This is a genomic window from Paenibacillus sp. IHB B 3415 (genome assembly GCF_000802655.2).
Taxonomy (GTDB): domain Bacteria; phylum Bacillota; class Bacilli; order Paenibacillales; family Paenibacillaceae; genus Paenibacillus_AQ; species Paenibacillus_AQ phytohabitans.
In genome coordinates, this window is the sequence record NZ_JUEI01000073.1 from 1 (window position 1) to 17,391 (window position 17,391).

Sequence of the window (17,391 nt, forward strand, 5' to 3'; positions counted from 1 at the left end):
CGGGTGGTTTTTTGTTTCGCGCGTTTCACGCACTCAACTGGCTAAAGCCATAAAAAAACAGAGGACCTGAGTCCCCTGCATAGTATATAGCTTGAACGTGAGGCTTGCCCACTGTTCGCACCGATTCCAATTGCGGTGAATATTGCGACTTCCTGCCGCTCTGTTCCCGGAACACCGGTTAGTTAGCTCTTAAGAGCGATATGTGTGATGATCCTGAGCGTGCTTCAGAAATAGAGACATTACCCCAGCGGAGTGTTCACCAGCAGTCTTTTGATGGAACGGTTAGCTTCATGGAGCACAGTTTCCTTATCGACGGTCTTCAGCAGGCCCTTATGCATCAGGATTTGTCCGTCCACAATCGTCGTTTCCACATCCGCACGGGTGGCGGAATAGACAATCCGCGAGATCGGATCTACATCATAGGAAGGGAAGGTATGGAAATTGTACAGGTTGAGGATCGCCAGATCGGCTTTTTTGCCAACCTCGATGCTGCCGATCTGATCCTCCATGCCCACCGCCTTCGCACCGCCGATCGTTGCCATCCGGAACACACTTCTGGCGTCCATCGTGGTCGGCCCATGCTGCGGCTTCTGGATCACCGCCGCCAGACGCATTTCATTGAACATATCCAGGTTGTTGTTGCATGGAGCACCGTCCGCGCCAAGGCTAAGATGGATGTGATCATGCAGCATTCCCGGAGTGTCAGCGATGCCGGAGGCCAGCTTCAGGTTGGAGCCCGGGCAGTGGCTGACATGAACTCCGCGGTCCCGCAGAATCCGCTTCTCCTCCTCATCGAGCCAGACGCAGTGGGCCAGAATCAGGCGCTCATTAGCCAGCCCCAGATGATCCAGATACACCACGTTACGCATACCGGTCATTGCCTGCACAATCTCGATCTCCCCCAGATTCTCGGAAGCATGGGTGTGCACCTTGACCCCGTAATGCTCCGAGAGATTACGCACCTCTTTCAGCAGCGTCTCCGTGCAGGAAATGACAAAACGCGGGGAAAACGCATATTGAATCCGCCCGTTGCCATATCCATTCCACTTCTCCAGCAGATCCACGCTCTCCTGAAGAGAAGCTGCCGTATCCTCCTGCAGCGCCGCCGGTGCATCCGCATTCTTCTGATCCATCATCACCTTGCCGGACAGGGCGCGGATGCCGCTTTTCGCGATTGCCTGGAAGGCAAAGTCTGTATGATTCACCGTCTCCATATCCACTATGGTCGTTGTGCCGCTTGTAATTAACTCCCCAATGCCGAGCATAGCGGAATAATACAGTGACTCCTCATCATGCGCCGCCTCCAGCGGCCAGATCCGCTTGCGCAGCCAGTCCATCAGCTCCAGATCATCACCTTTGCCGCGGAACAGTGTCTGGCACAGATGAATATGGGTCTGCACAAAGCCTGGAATTACCGTGCGGTTCTTGGCATCCATTACTGTCTCTTCCCCCTGCGCCTCCAGGCCGCTGCCGATCTCCACAATCAGATTATCCTTGATGCGGATATCCCCGTATATAATCTCCTCTTGCTTGTTCATTGTAATAATCTCCGCATGCTTGATCAGGATGTTCGCCATAACCCATTCCCCCTTGTCCTTGTTGATGTCCAGCTGATGACTAACACAAAAAGGCCACAAAAATATGCCTCAGCATATTTTCGTAGCCAGAAATTTACGGTTCCCGGTAGAGACCCTTAAACCAATTATTAAGGATATACGAAAAGGACTATTCAATTGCTTCTGAATAATCCCATCATAAAGTAAAGACAACTTTTCTGTCAACATAAGTTATAAAAATTAACACAAAACTATTTTCAGCAGATTAAGATGAATTATCAGCTATTATTAACCCTATATATGTAATGTAACGTAACGTGAACTAGCCGGAAATCTCCGTCAGCACCTTCTCAAATACAGGAAAAGCCGCTACCCGGCCGGGAAAATGAATCTCGCCTCTCTGCACATAGCCAAGCGAGGGATAAATTTTGAGTACCCGTTCATTCTTCGCATAAGTATCCATCCGAATACTGCTATACCCGCTGTGACGGGCGTGCTCTTCAGCGAAAGCAATCAGCTGCCGGGCGATCCCTTTACCTTGGAACTCCGGATGAACCGCGAGCCGGTGCATGATCAGATGCGGCCCCTGCTGCTGTAACCATTCAATCGCCCCATATTGCTCCGCCTGATTCTCATCCAGCACAATAATACCGGCAATGGCTTCGTTGTCCAGACAGACAAATAATGTGCCTGTATCAATATCCGCTGCAATGATCTCACGGTTCGGATAGCTCTCATCCCATTGATCGCTTCCGCCTGCCTGCATAACTTGTACACATTTGGCAATCAGATCCATAATCTCTCCGATTTCATTGCTCTGTGCTCTTCGTATCTCATTCCCAATCATGTATAGTCCCCGCTTTCCTTCGGCATTTGAACCCGGTAAAGTTCTGTTAAGAAGTCTACCATATCCGGGCGAAAATTCCGATAGGCCGCCATTTCCAGTATCGTCCATAGCTATAGAGGCGGCAGGAGAACTTGCCAACCTCTATAGCCGCTCATCTTCTAGGCCACGGCTGCTGCTCTCTCAGCCCAGCTCCAGCTTATGCCCGTCCTCGAAGCCCTTGGCGAAACCTGCGTCGAATCCCACGTTGTATGCTTCGGTGTAGCCCTGCTGAAAGGCGTCTCCCGGCGGCAGCTCCGGAGGGACGCCCAGATCCGGGGGGAGCGGGACTACCTGCGCTACCGGCGGCGCTTCGACTGCCGGAACAACCTGTACCGGCGGCTGAACCACATGCACCCTGCGGACAAGCCGGCGGCGGAGTCTTCTTTTCTTGCGCAGCAGCGGCGCTCTCTTGCCCGTCTTGCGGATCAGTCCTCTGCGCGTTTTGCGTCCAAGGCCTCTGCGCACCCTGGTCTTCCGTGACAACAGCAGCGTGCGTCTGCGGCCCTTGCTGCCTGAGCGCAGCTTGCCAAGTCTCTTTCTCTTCATCAGTCTACTCCTCCTGTACTTCATCTACTTCTTGCAGCGGTACCCTCTGAGCAATACTTGCTCAGCCATGGCGCAGCAGGAATTCCCTGTTTGGGCTCATGCAGTGAAATGCCGGATATCATCCGGCACATTGAACTCTGGTACCCGCTCAGAATCCTGATATTGTCGCTCAGCTTGCGGGCTGTCAGCTCCGATTGCCCCGTAACTTCGGCAATGCTCTCGAGGATGGCTGCGAGCGCAGCTTGACTGCGGGCGATCGAGCGGATCATCTCCAGCTTGACGGCATGTTCGGAGAGAAGCCCGCCGCTCATTTGCTATCGTCTCCGAAGCTGAATCCATCCCCGCCGTCTCCGCCGAAATCACCGCCGCCCTCATCTTCACCGCTGCCCAGTACTGCTTTCAGATTACTGTACAGCCCGTTCTCCAGCTTCGTCAGCCCCTCCACCATCTCTACGATCACTTCGTGGATGGAGAGTGATTCCTTCAACTGGTCTTCATGGGAGTCGAATGCTCTAGCGTGGATATGATGATGGGTCCACTGCTTCACTTTTTCCGCTTCCACCGCTTTGGCCTCGAGAATCATCGCGATGTTCCACTGGATTACAGCGGTCGACTCCAGCATTTGCAGATAAGCCTTTTCTCTGCTCATCTTCCGCCTCCTTGCTCTGGTTACACGTTACTCTTCTTCCTGACCGTTTAGTTCCTTGATCACTCTGCCTACTCCCTCTGCCATCGCTTCTTCAAGATCGGCAAGTGCATTCAAGTAAGCAATAATGTTCTTGTTAACCTGACCTGAGCTTTCTACCAGCCCACTGAATCCGCCGAAATCAGGGTCCGCATCCGGCAGATCGTGAACTATTTGCGACATACGGACGGCTACGTGGCGTTCGGCGTCGAGAATCCGAGCCATCTGTTCGTGCGTATGGGCCATGTGCTGCAGGACTTTTGTAATTTTACTCTGCACCTTCATGTCTCCTTTGCTCAAACGCCCTGCTACAGCATATGCGGCATCAGCCGTGACGGTGCCGGAGAAGCTCCGCAAGTTATGAAGGGCCGCGTGTCATAAGACCGCTAAGCGCTTCGGCTCTAAGTGCTACGGCTGCTAAGTGGAAAAACGTCACCTAATTTATTCGAATGACCGGGAATCAGAGCAACAAGTGGAAAAAGAACAACTATTTCTATATTGGCTGGGCAAAAAAGTACATTAGGGAAGAATTAAATGCCTTTTATCCACTTAGGGTGGATACAGAAGACAAAACGGGATTATTAAGTGGAGAAAATCCAACTGCTTCCGGCGAGAGGGACTGGAGGGGCATGGAGGGGACTGGCGCGGAACTCGAGGGCAGTAGCAGGGGAACTCGAGGGGGGACTGGTGGGACTGGAGCGGAGCGGATAAGGCCAGGGCTTACGGGAAGGTTACCGGCTGGAGAATATTGACAAGCAGCTCAACAGCAGACTATGCTTGGCTGAAATTGGAGCTTTATTATAGTTGTCCGGATCTATGTATCCGGAATGGAACTGGAGGTAATCTATGAAACTTACAGACAACCGTCTGAATCTGCGGCCCCTGACTGCAGCTGAGCTGGAACTGGCCTTGGTGAATTACGCGGAGCTGGAGCAGGCGCTTGGCTTGAACGTAACCGCATCCCAAACCCTGCTGGATGACGAAGAGATGCGCTATGCCATGCGGGTGAGGCACGCCAAGGTTCTGCAGGATGAGCAGAACTATCCGTGGCTGACCAATTGGGCCCTTATTCATCAGGAGGAGCAGCGGATTATCGGTTTCCTCATTCTCAAGGGCGTTCCGAATGAACAAGGCGAGGTCATCCTTGGTTATGTCATCGATGAGAGGTACCGGGGGCAAGGCTACGCTACGGAAGCAGTGCGGCACATCACGGCCTGGATCTTCAACCATCCGGATGCACGCTGGATCATCGCGGATACCGAGAAGGATAATACTGCCTCGCACCGCGTGCTGCAGCATCTGGATGCAGAGCTATACCGGGAGACCGAAGACCTGCTCTGGTGGAGAATCGCCCAGCCCGCCTTTAGCTTCGATGATGATACTGGTATTTTGCGGGGACCCCAAAATATATAAATACTTATCTATAAAAAACGCTGCCCTCAGGGCAGCGTATCTCTCAGCTTTTCTCCGGCTTCGCGCAAGGACTGGAACGTTCCCGCGTCACTCCACCAGCCCTTGAGCACATCATAACTAAGCCTGCGCTCTGCGGCATAAATATTGTTCACGTCGGTAATTTCCAGCTCCCCCCTCTTGGAAGGGGATACGCGGCGGATAATATCGAATACCGCTTCGTCATACATATAAATGCCTGTAACACAGAATTTAGTCTTCGGATGCTCCGGCTTCTCTTCGATATAAGCAATCAGGGACGAATCCCCGCTGTCAAATACCGGAACCCCGTATCTCCGCGCATCATCGACCGGTTTCAATAACACCTTCGCCGATCCCTGCGGCTGCTGCAGATAACTCTCCACATAAGGCTTCAGATCATCCATAAAAAGATTGTCACCAAGCAGCACAACAAACCGTTCCCCCGGCAAAATAAATCCTTCTGCCAGCTCGAGCGCTTCCGCGATGCCTCCTGCAGCTTCCTGGATTTTGTAAGTCAGGGATACACCAAATTCCGCACCGCTGCCCAAAAAGTCGGTGTACTGTCCTGCGGACTGTTTGCTGATGACCAGGAGAATATCGGTTATACCCCCCCGGCGCAGCCGGTCAATGCCGTAACACACCATAGGATATTTGCCGACCGGAAGCAAATGTTTGTTCATAAGCCGGGTCAACGGGTAAAGCCTTGTTCCTGTTCCGCCCGCCAGTATGACTCCTTTCACTTACTTTCCTCCTCTTTATCTATGTCTTTAGCCTTTGGCCTGGCCCCTCAGATGAATTGTGCGGGATCTACATGCCATTTCTCCATAAATAATCTGCGGTTACGCTCCACCAGCTCCTGAAGTGAGGAAGAGTAGACTTCCTTGAAGCTGGAGCTGCCTTCATGATGCACCAGACAATCTCCCGCGATCAGCAGCCGGTACCCCTTCAGTCTGGCGCGGTAGCAGTAATCATCATCCTCGTAATGGCCCGGTGAAAAGCGTTCATCCAGCAGGCCGATGGTATCCATGAGCTCTCTTTTAAATAATAAGCACAGCCCTACAAGCCTTCTGGCCTCCAGCCGTTTCGCCGCATCCGGAGCATTCACCAAACGGGCTTCAGCATGATAACCCGGAATATCCGTATAACCCGTCTCCACCTGCTGCCGCCCGCTGGCATAATTGGTCACCGGACCGACCATTCCGATATCCGGGGCGCTGTACAAAGCGCTCTTCAGATTCGCCAGCCAGCCCTGCGACACAATAACATCATTGTTCAGCAGCAAAAGCTCATCTCCCGCAGCCAGCTGCAGCCCCAGATTGCAGGCCAGCGGAAAGCCGCGGTTCTCCGGAAGGGAAACGAAGGTCAGCTTATTCATGCGGCAGTAAGCATCCGTTTCGTCACTTGAAGCATTGTCGACTACAATAATTTCATAGGGTGAATCCGTATACGCCCTGATTGATTCAACACAGGAACTCAGCAGGCCGAGCCTGTTATACGTTGGAATAATAATGCTGGTCAGTGTCATAGGGCATTCCTCCACGCCGCCATCTGCCGGCGTTGCTCCTGCAGATGGCCCTCGGACAACCGCCCGCTTGCCTGCTGCTCTCCAAGAACCTGGGCCAGCGCCTCGGCATGATCGCCGGCGATTAGCTGTTCCATCGCATTTCCGGCCCCTGTGTTGCTCTGGCGCAGCCGGTTATGCTTGATCACATTCACCGTGCCTGCCTTCTCCACCCGCAGCTGCCGCATAATCGAGAGCGCATGTGCTTTCGGCGGCACCATAAGCTCACGGTAGCCGATCCGCTCCAGCGCCTTCCTTGACAAGGCATGGGGAACAGCTGTCATCGAGCTGACGCCCAGATCACTCCGCCCCAGTACGGCATTCAGATACATTTTGCAGCGGGTAACCGCATCACTGAGGGCAAAGGGGGGCAGCAGATGATCAAGATCATTCAAGGCTACATCAACACCGCCATCCACCGCCTCCGCAAAAAGAGACATTTGCCGGGCGGGAATCACCATATCCCCGTCCAGGAACAGCAGAATATCCCCCCGGCTGAGCTTGGCGCCAAGCGACCGTCCCACATCATGTCCGGCAGATTCCGGAATATGCACAATTGTCGCCTGTGGGCATAGCCGGGTACGCTGGAAGCTGCGGTCGCTGCAGCCGTTAAGCACGACAATAATCTCCAGCGGCTTGAGCCGTGTTACCTGATCTAGCAGCTTCAACAAGGTCTGCTCCTCATTCCTGGCCGAGATAACCACTGACAATGAACCGTGCAGAGCCGGCAGCTGCCGTCCTGCTCCGCTGCCGGCAGCATTGCCGGCGGCAGAAGCCCCCGCTGCCGTGCGGCGGGAACCCGCTTTGCCTGCCGCCGGCCCCTGCCGCCGGCCGCCGGACAGCTGCAGCTTTGGCGGCGGTGCCCCGGCGGGGCGCAGCAGCGGCTGGTTTGGCCGCCTTGCTCCGGGAGGCGGAGCCGCCCAGCCGGGTACGCCGGGCAGAAGCCCTGCCGCTGCCCGATGCTTTTACACGGGAAGATACGTGAACCTCCTGCCGGTGTCCGGGTGAAGGTTCCGGTGCGGCTGTCATCTCACCATCCCCCTTCGCCGGTTGCCGTCAATAAAGCCTGCTCTTTCGCCTCTGCGCTGAAGGACCAGACCTGCCGCATCCAGATGATCCGTGAGAATAACCTCACGCAAGGGATCTGTTCCCGCCTGCTTGGGCCGTACGGCATTCAGCCTGCCGACCGGCACCTTATGCACGGCCTTCACCTGCAGGCCCTCAAGCACCGCCTGCGCGTGTGCCAGAGGCGGCCGTGACAACAGGCCGCTCCCCAGAGAGGCAAGAGCTCTGCGGCTGAGTGCATGAGGCACCGCCGTCAGTGAACAGCCCTTCAGGTCCGGACGGCCAAGCATAATGTTGAGCACATGCTTAGAGAGCACCACCGGATGCGGGAATTCCTGGCGGACAGGACCGGAGTAATCATTCAGAGCCACATCTGTTCCACGACTGACTGCGGCCACAAAGGGACGCAGCTGTGAAGCGTTAAGCGCAAAATCCCCGTCAATGAAGAGCAGGACCTCTCCTTTGGCTGCCTCTGCTCCAACACTGCGGCCCACATCATGACCGAGCGGCTGCTCGAAGTGAATGACATGCGCCCCCAGTGACAATGCAATCTCTGCCGTATTGTCGGCAGAACCGTTAACCACAACAATAACCTCACAGCGGGGATGGACTTCCCTGGCTCCGGCAATCACCTTGCCAATCGTTCCGGCTTCGTTCATAGCCGGAATGATCACCGACACATAGGGGGCGGGGTGATTGGCCGCAGGGAACGGCACGGCAGAGCGCACCGGCCGGGAAATCCGCCGCTTGGGTTGCAAAGCCCGCCGCCCCGTGCGGCGGGCAGATGTACGTGTGTGCTTCAAGCTCATCCACCTTCCTTGCAGGGCATGGTCTCCGGGCTGAGGGTTACATCACAGTCTATGTAATCCGCTGTCCCGGGTAACGGCAAGTGTCTCCCTTCGTGCAGAAATTTGGACAAATGCCCTCCTGCTGCCGGAGCCCTGTTGAACCCGGATTCCGCCGGCCTTATCAACACAAAGAGCGCAGCCTCCGGCTGCGCTCTGTATTGTTCATCTTCCTGCTCTAATCAAACACACGATGATCTGCAGCCGGCTTCACCAGAGGTGAACCGAGGGCGATCCAGGACAGTACTCCATAGAAGTGAGGAGTTTCGCGCAGGCGCACTACTTCAATCGTCGCGTCCCCGCCCGATCTGTTCTTCAGCGAAGCATGGAAATACGGCTGGTTGGTCATGGCGACCAGCACATAGCCGGTATGGCCGAAGCTTTCATCAAAAGATACGGTTACTTCAACACTCTGCGCGTCTCCATTAAACATGAAGGCCGTCATGCCGAACTGCTGCAGAACCTCCCGGTTCCCGGCACTCTGTACCGGACTGAACGACAGATGCTCGGGATTAACCGATCCGGGCGCCAGATGGTCTCCGGTCACCGCACCTTGAGCAATATGATAGCTCTGCACGCTGTCTTCTTCCAGATGGCGGGATTGAATGGCAAATGAAGTGATTTTGGAAGCATCCACTGCTTCGTCCTGAAGCTCTGCACTCCCTACCGAACCTTCGGTCAGATGTTTGGTTCCGATGCTGCCAAGAGCAAGCTTCTCGCCGGTAATGCTGCCGTCCGTCAGCTGCCCTGCACCGCGCGTTTCCTCTGTGAGCTGCTCAAGCTTTTTCACAATGCCGCTGCTCAAATGACGCTCTTCCAGTGCGCCGTCTGCCAGATGCGCGCCTTGGATGCTCTGCCCTTGCAGATGCTGGGCACCTACTGCGCCTGCCGCCAGCTTGCTGCCAGTGATGCTGCCGTCTGCCAGCAACTCGGAGGTCAGCGTATCCTCGGCCAGATGGTCCAGACTGATGCTGCCGGAGCGGATATGGCGGCCGTCTACCGCGCCCAGGGCCAGATGGCCCCCGAATACGCTCCCCGGAGCCAGATGATAGGCACCTACTGCGCCTGCCGCCAGCTTGCTGCCGGTGATGCTGCCGTCTGCCAGCTGCCCCGCATTGCGCCGCCAGCTTGCTGCCGGTGATGCTGCCGTCTGCCAGCTGCCCTGCATTGCGCGTTTCCGCTGCGAGATGCTCCAGCTTCTTCACAATGCCGCTGCTCAAATGACGCTCTTCCAGCGCACCGTCTGTCAGATGTCCGCTCTGGATGCTCTGCTCCTGCAGATGCTGAGCACCCACTGCACCTTCCGCCAGCTTACTGCCGGTGATGCTGCCATCTGCCAGCTGCCCTGCATTGCGAGTCTCCGCTGCGAGAAGCTCCAGCTTCGTTACAATACCGCTGCTCAAATGACGCTCTTCCAGTACGCCGTCTGTCAGATGTCCGCTCTGGATGCTCTGCTCCTGCAGATGCTGAGCACCTACTGCACCTGCCGCCAGCTTGCTGCCTCCGACACTGCCGTCTGCCAGCAGCTCTGAGCTCAGCGTATCTTCAGCCAGATGCTCACGCTTGATGCTGCCCGCGCGCAGATGGCAGCTGTCCACTGCTTCAGGTGCCAGGTGACCGCCATAGACGCTGCCGGAAGCCAGATGAACAGAGCCCACTGCGCCGGAGGCCAGCTTGCTTCCTCTGATACTGCCGTCCGGCAGCAGCTCAGAGCTGCGGACTTCCTGCGCCAGATGTTCCAGCAGGATGCTGCCGGAGGCCAAGTGATGCCCTTCCAGCGACCCATCCGCGACATGCTCTCCGTGGACGCTCTGCGGCTTCAGATGCTGAGGCCCCACTGCCTCTGCCGCCAGCTTGCTGCTTTCAATACTGCCGTCAGGCAACAGCTCAGCACTTCGTACTTCGTCTGCCAGATGCACAAGCTTAATGATACCCGAACTTAAATGCCGCTCCTCAAGCGATTCATCCGCAAGATGCTCGCCGTGGATGCTCTCCAGCTGCAGATGCTGTGAATGTACAGCTCCTACAGCCAGCTTGCTTTCGTCAATGCTGCCATCCGGCAGCAGCTCGGCGCTCAGCGTCTCCGAAGCCAGATGTGCAAGCTGGATGCTGCCGGTGCGGATATGGCGGCTGTCCACAGCATCTGGAGCCAGATGACCGCCATAGATGCTGCCCGCAGCCAGATGGAAGGAGCCTACCGCACCTGCCGCCAGCTTGCTTCCGCCAATACTGCCGTCCGGCAGCAGCTCCGCACTCCGGGTTTCATCTGCCAGATGCTCAAGCTTGATCAGGCCGGAATGCAAATGCCGTTCCTGCAGTATGCCGTCTACCAGATGCTCGCCATAGATGCTCTCCTGCTGCAGATTCAGCGAGCTTACCGCACCTGCAGCCAGCTTCTCGCTGCTAATGCTGCCATCCGGCAGCAGATCTGAGGTCAGTGCATCCTGGGACAGATGTGCCAGCTGGATGCTGCCGGGCCGGATATGACGGCTGTCTACGGCACCCGCAGCCAGATGGCCGCCATACACGCTGCCTGCCGCCAGATGAAATGCACCTACAGCGCCTGCTCCCAGCTTGCTGCCTACGATGCTGCCATCCGGCAGAAGATCTGCACTGCGCGCTTCTTTCGCCAGATGCGCCAGCGTGATCTCGCCTGCACGGATGTGCTGCCCTTCTACGGCTTCCGGCGTCAAATGGATAGTCTGCACACTGTCCGGAGCCAGATGGACGGATTCCACAGCCCCCGGAGCCAGCTTCTCCCCGCTGATACTGCCGTCCGGCAGAAGCTCGCCGCTGCGGACTTCTGCCGCCAGATGAGTCAGGCTGATGCTGCCGCCGGCTATATGCTGTCCTTCTACCGAGGATTCAGCCAGGTGGCTGCCAGCCACACTTCCGGCCGCGAGATGGCGGGCGGCTACAGCACCCTCCGCCAGCTTGGCGGCACCGATGCTGCCATCCTGAATCTGGATAGAGGATACAGAGCTAGGAATGATATGCCCGTTACCGACCGACATCGGACGGATATGCGCTCCGCCCACACTTCCCGGCGCGAGATGTCTGCCCTGCACCGAAGTATCGCTGATGGAATCCGGTCCAACGGCCCCTGCTGCTAAATGTTCGCTCTGCACGGCTAAAGCTGCCAGCTTTGAAGCACTCACACTGCCGTCCGCCAGCTTGATCGAGGTAACCGATAAATCGCCAAGTTTGTCTGTCGAGACACTCTCCGGCGATAATTTCAATGAAGTTACCGCATGGTCGGCCAAATGATGCGGCTGTACAATACTGGCAGCAAGGTGCGCCTCCTTCACTGCTCCGGAAGCCAGCTTATCTCCCGATACCGAACCGGACTGCAGGGCGGATGAAGTTACACTATTTTCCCCGAGATGCCTGCGTTCTACAGCTCCCGGAGCAAGATGTTCAGCGTCAACCGCTTCCTCCTGCAGCACGCGGCTGCTGATGCTGCCATCGGCCAGATGCTTCTCTTCAACGGCACAGACGGCGATATGTTCTCCGCTTACCGCTTCTCTGGCGAGGGCATTTCCGCCAACCGCACCGGTGGCCAGCTTGGCGGAAATGACACTCCCGTCCGCCAGCTTGGTTGAGCTGACACTCTGGGGACTAAGATGTTCTCCCGTAACAGAGTCATACGCCAGCTGCTCTTCCGTAACGGCCCCGGGAGCCAAATGTCCGGCAAGAACGGCATGCTGCTGGAGCTGCACAGATCCGACGGATTCCATAGCCAGGTGGGAATTGTCTACGGCTTCGCGCTGCAGATGAGCCGAGGTGATGGCCTGCAGGGCAATTTGCGGTCCGCGTACTGCAGATTTGGCGATATGGCGTGTAGTTACCGCTTCATCAGCCAGCTTATGCGGCAGGATGCTCTGGTCCGCAATCTTGGAGGAAGTTACCGCCTGCTCGATCAGCTGTGTTGTACCCACTGCACCCTCTGCCAGCTTCACGAATGAAATACTGCGGTCCGCCAGATGCCGGCTGCCAATTTCCCCGTCAGCGATATGCTCCGCATTTACGCTCTCCGGGCTTAAGTGCTGGCTGCGGACAGCCTTCTCCTTAATCTGCCGTGATCCAACTGCTGCGTCCGCGAGATGCCCGCCGTCAATGATGCCCGCCTGAAGCTGCTCTTTCCCAATCAGCCGGGTAGCCAGCTGTTCCCGTCCAATTGCGCCAGGAGCCAGATGCTTCGATGTAATGACGCCTTCACCTACGTGGCGGCCTTCAATCACCGCGTCGCCCAGCTTGACGCCGCTGATCTCTCCATCGGCGATTTTGTCACCGGATATTGCTTCATCTGCCAATTTCGAGCGGTCAATGCTGCCGTTGCCGATGTGGCGGCTGACAATACTGCTGCTGAGAATTTTCTCGCCGGTAACCGCACCGTCATCCAGCAGCTCCGCCGTGATGATGAACTCGCTGAGATGCCTGCTGCTGATGGCTCCATCGGCAATCTGCCCTCCGCCAATAATCCGGTCCGCCAGCTTCTCCGGACCGATGCTGCCATTCTTCAGCTTTTCTCCGCCAATGGAATGATCCAGCAGCTTCCCTCCGCTGATACTGCCTTCCGCCAGATGCTCGCCGGCAATGGATTCCGGAGCAATCTTAGAGGAAGTAATCGCCTTGTCCGCGATGTTGATGTTCTGCACGGCATAGTCCTGCAGCCATGGCGTACCAATGATGCCGAACTTCAGCTTGGACCCGTCAATCGTGCGCGGAGCAATCTTGGCACCGGTGACTGCCGCATCGGACAGATCATCGGTATAGACAGGCTGCAGGCGCTCTTTTTCCACGGGTACAATGACAGTCGGCTCCACCAGAGATTCAACATCCTCATGCTGCTCCTGATCCTCTTCCACTACCGTTTCCTGTATAGCCTCTGGTTCAAGCAACGTCTGCTGGACCGCCTCCGGCGCTTCCAGGATTTCCACCCCGCTGACCTGCAGCGTCCGGTCCACTGTATCCACCGCTTCTACGGCGGCAGATTCTTTCACTTCTTGTATTTTGGGACTGCTTTTCAACATGCTAAGTTCAGTCTTATTGGGATCATCTACATAATAGAGCGGTTTTTTTGAACTGCGATGCTGATTTCTTTTGGAACTCTTCACAAGCAGTCTCCTCCTTCCATCTGTTGTTTCTCCTAGGCATCATATGCAGTAGTATGGGCTGATGACACCATTCCCCCGGCTAAGCTTTGTTAAGAAAAAGGTGTAGCGTTCAAAAGAAATCCATTCTCGCCTTTCAAAAAAGGGCATCTGCCGCCGCGCATCCGTCCAACCCTGACGGGCACGTACACACATACAATGACAGGAGACGAAAATCAGCCGGGAAGCTACTTCAAGATAACGGGAGGAACGAACATGGGGCAAAAGCTCGTTGGGATACTGCTAAATGCCGCTGTGCACGGGGGCGTTCCCCGGTTAAAAACCGGACAGGAATCTCTGGCCAACTACGAGGAGGCGACCGCCGCATACGGATTAACCCCTTGCTTTCTGAAGCTGTCCGGCATCGATACGCAGACCGGCTTCAGCAGGGCATATATAAAGGGTCCGCACGGCTACCGGAGTCAAGTCATCCCGACGCCGGAGGTCATCCATAACCGGGCGATCTATGACCCGGGCAGCAGCGGCGTCCAGCGGCTGCTCCGGCAGGGTATTCAGGTATACAATACATGCAACCGCTACGGCAAGGATCAGATTCACGGCCTGCTGGAGCAAAACCAGGAACTGCAGACGGTTCTGCCAGTCACATCCGCCGGAATGTCCGGTCTGAAGGAAATGATGGACAGTTATCCGGATCTCATTCTTAAGCCTTGCCGGGGAAGTGTAGGCAACGGGGTTATGCGTCTTACAAGGATCAGCGGAGCCGGGCGGTGGAAATGGAGCTACTCTCCTAACGGCTCAAGACGCTGGTACAGTGTGCCGGTGAATCAGGGCGCCATCCCCCGGGCACTCCGCGCCAGACTCTCTTCGGTACCGTACCTGGTGCAGGAGCGGATACCACTGGCTGAGATAAGCGGCCGCCCCTTTGATCTGCGTATTACTGTACAGCGCGGCTGGGGCGGAGACTGGCAGGTGACCGGCATGTTCGCCAAGCTGGCTGCACCGGGCGGCTTCGTGTCCAACATCGCCAGGGGAGGCGAAGCACTGAGTTCATCCTTCGCTCTGGAAAAGGCTTTCCCCGGCGAAGCAGCCGCGCGGATCCGCATGTCAGTCCTCTCCCTCAGTCTCGCCATTGCCCGTGAGCTGGAGCAGAGCCTCCCGGGCCTTGCCGATATCGGTCTGGACATCGGGGTTACGGGGAGCGGACGCTTATATTTCATCGAATGCAACGGGCGCGACCAGCGTTACGGTTTCAAGAAAGCCGGGCTCGGCCCCATCTGGAAAGAAAGCTACCGCCGCCCGATGGGCTATGCCAGATACCTGTATGAAGAGGCTGCACGGCATAACTCTTATTGATTTGTCTTCTATTCTATGTCAATATAATGCAGAGCGGGTGAGGTCCTTGGCTACCGGGACCTTGCTGCTGCATGATGGAAGGGAGATGGGCATGGTTAAACAATTGCTGCGGCTGATGACCGAGCTATCCTCACACAGATGGCTTTCCCGGGTAATGGGCGCTTTTTCCCATAGCAGACTCAGCCGCTTTATGATTCCGGTATTTATTCGTTCCTATCATATTCCTGCCGCCGAGGCGGAGAAGACTGCCGGAGAATACCGTACACTTAATGAATTCTTCAGCAGACGCCTGAAGCCGGGAATGCGGCCGGTGGCAAGCGGTGAACAGGCTGTGGCAAGTCCTGTGGATGCCATGATTACGGCAATGGGCGACATTAACTGCGGAACAATAATGAATGTGAAGGGTCAGGATTATACGCTGGAGGATTTGCTTAATCATTCGCCACACCTCGAATTGTATAAAAAAGGCTACTATTTCGTCCTCTACCTGAGCCCCACCGATTATCACCGGATTCATTCCCCGTTAACCGGACAGCTGCGGGAGAGCGATTATATCCGCGGGCGGGCTTATCCCGTGAATGATTTCGGCATGCGGCATATGAAGAGTGTCCTGAGCCGCAACGAACGGCTGATTACTTATATAGCCGGCAACTATGGCGAAACCGCCGTGGTCAAGGTAGGCGCAATGAATGTGAGCAGTATCCGCTACACGGATGAATCCGCTACTGAATGGCAAATAGGCGACGATCTGGCCTATTTCGAGTTCGGCTCTACCGTAGTCCTGCTGCTGGAGAGCGGCACCTTCACCCCGCGCCCCGGGCTTACCGTAGACACGAAGGTGAAGATGGGAGAGCTGCTGGGTGAGATGCAGCGGGCTACTTAGCTGCCGGGCAGAGTCCGGCTTGAATGAAACAACTAAGATGAAACCAAACAGAGCTTTCTGGACAGACAAAGCCCCGCACAAGGATACGTGAGTGTATCTTGTGCGGGGCTTTATTTTGGGGTTGAAGAAACCCTTCGCAATATCATCCGGACCGGATGACTCCTGCGTTAATCGTATATTTACCGTATAAAGGTATTCCTTACCCGCTCCGATTTGCGGAAATAAGCCACCCATAGAGCACAGGTGAGGGCCGCTCTTATAAGATCACGCAGACTGCTGCCGTCTTCCAGCTCGCTAGCAACCGGTATATTCATGATTAAAATGTAATCAATGATTCCTATCAGCAGGTTGGCAGAATACAGCAGAATAATAACGCGCGGCAAAAATGCCTTTTTCCGGTACAACAGAACTAAAGTAAACACAGTAAGCACCAGCAGCAGCACATTTGCAGCGGCTTCAAACACGATCAGAGGAGCCCATAGCGGATGGTACATTTCTCCTTGTGGTGAAGCCAGAATATCCCAATACTCCCGGCCAAAGCTGGGGAGATTGTAATTCAGCAGTTGAAAAGCCACCTGAAACAATGTTGCGATTAATCCGATCTGCACAAGCACCAGCCAGCCTCCAAGACCCGAAGGGCCGAGTGGGGCATAGGTTTGGGGTTCCTTTTGAACCTCGATTTCCAATTTCTTATTCCTCCTTTATTGCGGCGAAGAGGCTGTAGCTTCCAGTTGTTCGTTAATGGCATTAGCCAATCCTTCATAAGAGGAATCCGGCAACAGCTTTCCGTTCACCATAAATTGCGGTGTACCGTTAACCCCATAATGACCGGCTGTTTTGTAATCCTCTTTCACATCCAGCATATATGTATGTTCCTTCAAATCTTTCTCGAACAAACTGTAATCGATGCCGTTTATGTTTTCCTTCACCAAATCTAGAAGGAAAGACTCTGTGGCCCAAATTTTACTTTCATCGCCTTGGTGTCCGTACAGTACATCATAGAACTCCCAGAACTTATCGTTATCCTGTTTGGCGATAGCTTCCCCTGCACTCGCGGCAAGAATAGAGTCACGGTCTATAAACGCGTAGTTAATAAAGAAAAGCTCAACCTTTCCTGAATCTACAAACTCACTTATGAAGCGCTGCATGTTCGATTCTTTCCATTTCTTGCAGGCTGGGCATTTAAAATCGGCAAATTCTACAACTTTTACTTTTGCCTGGGAATCGCCAAGATGAGGCTGTTTTTCATACTTTAGCCCTTCAGCTTGATATTCGCCCTTAATCTGAGTGTAATTAGGCATTTCCTCCACTGAATACGACTTCCCTGATGTATGATCTATGACGATAATCAATATTAATCCAATCAAAATAATTACAAAAATACCGGAAGCCATAAGCATTGTTCTGCTCATCTTTGAATTTTTGTTCCGTTTGTTCACATGATTTGACAAGCTAATTTTGCTCCT

Annotated in this window: 18 protein-coding genes and 1 riboswitch; of the genes, 3 read left to right on the top strand and 15 right to left on the bottom strand. The window is 55.1% G+C overall.

Translation table 11 applies throughout. From position 1 onward, the window contains the following. Window positions 1-239 precede the first annotated feature (239 nt). The 6 genes from QW71_RS27425 to QW71_RS27450 all read right to left on the bottom strand — a co-directional run bounded on the left by QW71_RS27425 (window position 240) and on the right by QW71_RS27450 (window position 3,958). Window positions 240-1,577 carry a 5'-deoxyadenosine deaminase gene (locus QW71_RS27425; RefSeq protein ID WP_039306857.1) on the bottom strand — a complete coding sequence of 446 codons (1,338 nt, stop codon included), beginning with the start codon at window positions 1,575-1,577 and terminating at the stop codon, window positions 240-242. A 63-nt stretch (window positions 1,578-1,640) separates the two neighbouring features. Next, window positions 1,641-1,739, bottom strand: a riboswitch (purine riboswitch). Between the two features lie 139 nt (window positions 1,740-1,878). Then, a complete protein-coding gene (locus QW71_RS27430) occupies window positions 1,879-2,403 on the bottom strand; it encodes a GNAT family N-acetyltransferase (protein WP_039306861.1) in 525 nt (174 codons plus the stop codon). A gap of 180 nt (window positions 2,404-2,583) precedes the next feature. Continuing rightward, window positions 2,584-2,988 carry a hypothetical protein gene (locus QW71_RS41530; protein WP_216626658.1) on the bottom strand — a complete coding sequence of 135 codons (405 nt, stop codon included), beginning with the start codon at window positions 2,986-2,988 and terminating at the stop codon, window positions 2,584-2,586. A 20-nt stretch (window positions 2,989-3,008) separates the two neighbouring features. Next, window positions 3,009-3,299 (bottom strand): hypothetical protein, encoded by a 291-nt coding sequence (locus QW71_RS27440; RefSeq protein WP_039306864.1) that lies wholly within the window; start codon window positions 3,297-3,299, stop codon window positions 3,009-3,011. Continuing rightward, on the bottom strand, window positions 3,296-3,637 hold the full coding sequence (locus QW71_RS27445; RefSeq protein WP_039306867.1) for a hypothetical protein: 342 nt from the start codon (window positions 3,635-3,637) through the stop codon (window positions 3,296-3,298). Before QW71_RS27445 ends, QW71_RS27440 begins: the two co-directional genes overlap by 4 nt. A 27-nt stretch (window positions 3,638-3,664) precedes the next feature. Continuing rightward, on the bottom strand, window positions 3,665-3,958 hold the full coding sequence (locus QW71_RS27450) for a nucleoside-diphosphate sugar epimerase (protein ID WP_081751236.1): 294 nt from the start codon (window positions 3,956-3,958) through the stop codon (window positions 3,665-3,667). Window positions 3,959-4,519: 561 nt separating this feature from the next. Here QW71_RS27450 and QW71_RS27460 point away from each other — a divergent pair. Further along, window positions 4,520-5,086 (top strand): GNAT family N-acetyltransferase, encoded by a 567-nt coding sequence (locus QW71_RS27460; protein ID WP_047014014.1) that lies wholly within the window; start codon window positions 4,520-4,522, stop codon window positions 5,084-5,086. 26 nt (window positions 5,087-5,112) lie between these two features. Here QW71_RS27460 and QW71_RS27465 read toward each other — a convergent pair whose 3' ends face one another. From QW71_RS27465 to QW71_RS41540, 7 genes are all read right to left on the bottom strand, one after another. Further along, window positions 5,113-5,844, bottom strand: coding sequence for a sugar phosphate nucleotidyltransferase (locus tag QW71_RS27465; RefSeq protein ID WP_039306872.1), 732 nt, complete (start codon window positions 5,842-5,844; stop codon window positions 5,113-5,115). Window positions 5,845-5,891: 47 nt separating this feature from the next. Then, window positions 5,892-6,629, bottom strand: a complete 738-nt coding sequence (locus tag QW71_RS27470; RefSeq protein WP_039306874.1) for a glycosyltransferase family 2 protein — start codon at window positions 6,627-6,629, stop codon at window positions 5,892-5,894. Then, a complete protein-coding gene (locus QW71_RS27475; protein WP_160311846.1) occupies window positions 6,626-7,333 on the bottom strand; it encodes a glycosyltransferase family A protein in 708 nt (235 codons plus the stop codon). Before QW71_RS27475 ends, QW71_RS27470 begins: the two co-directional genes overlap by 4 nt. A gap of 13 nt (window positions 7,334-7,346) precedes the next feature. Next, window positions 7,347-7,694, bottom strand: coding sequence for a hypothetical protein (locus QW71_RS40640; RefSeq protein ID WP_039306879.1), 348 nt, complete (start codon window positions 7,692-7,694; stop codon window positions 7,347-7,349). Next, window positions 7,691-8,539, bottom strand: coding sequence for a glycosyltransferase family 2 protein (locus QW71_RS27485; protein ID WP_039306882.1), 849 nt, complete (start codon window positions 8,537-8,539; stop codon window positions 7,691-7,693). Before QW71_RS27485 ends, QW71_RS40640 begins: the two co-directional genes overlap by 4 nt. Window positions 8,540-8,753: 214 nt before the next feature. Then, on the bottom strand, window positions 8,754-9,365 hold the full coding sequence (locus QW71_RS41880) for a WIAG-tail domain (protein WP_268794635.1): 612 nt from the start codon (window positions 9,363-9,365) through the stop codon (window positions 8,754-8,756). Further along, window positions 9,352-13,692 (bottom strand): hypothetical protein, encoded by a 4,341-nt coding sequence (locus QW71_RS41540; protein WP_039306887.1) that lies wholly within the window; start codon window positions 13,690-13,692, stop codon window positions 9,352-9,354. The genes QW71_RS41880 and QW71_RS41540 overlap by 14 nt, the downstream gene beginning before the upstream one ends. Before the next feature lie 252 nt (window positions 13,693-13,944). Here QW71_RS41540 and QW71_RS27500 point away from each other — a divergent pair, with 252 nt between their 5' ends. Next, entirely contained in the window at window positions 13,945-15,042 is a 1,098-nt protein-coding gene (locus tag QW71_RS27500; protein ID WP_039306890.1) for a YheC/YheD family protein, read from the top strand. A gap of 91 nt (window positions 15,043-15,133) precedes the next feature. After that, the gene (gene asd / locus QW71_RS27505) at window positions 15,134-15,925 is read left to right on the top strand and encodes an archaetidylserine decarboxylase (protein WP_039307037.1); all 792 of its coding nucleotides are present in this window, start codon (window positions 15,134-15,136) and stop codon (window positions 15,923-15,925) included. A gap of 179 nt (window positions 15,926-16,104) precedes the next feature. On the opposite strand, the gene QW71_RS38290 is transcribed toward asd, so the two are convergent. Next, window positions 16,105-16,611 carry a DUF2569 domain-containing protein gene (locus tag QW71_RS38290; protein ID WP_052770299.1) on the bottom strand — a complete coding sequence of 169 codons (507 nt, stop codon included), beginning with the start codon at window positions 16,609-16,611 and terminating at the stop codon, window positions 16,105-16,107. A 15-nt stretch (window positions 16,612-16,626) separates the two neighbouring features. Continuing rightward, a complete protein-coding gene (locus QW71_RS27515) occupies window positions 16,627-17,376 on the bottom strand; it encodes a DsbA family protein (protein WP_235441567.1) in 750 nt (249 codons plus the stop codon). Between the last annotated feature and the right edge of the window lie 15 nt (window positions 17,377-17,391).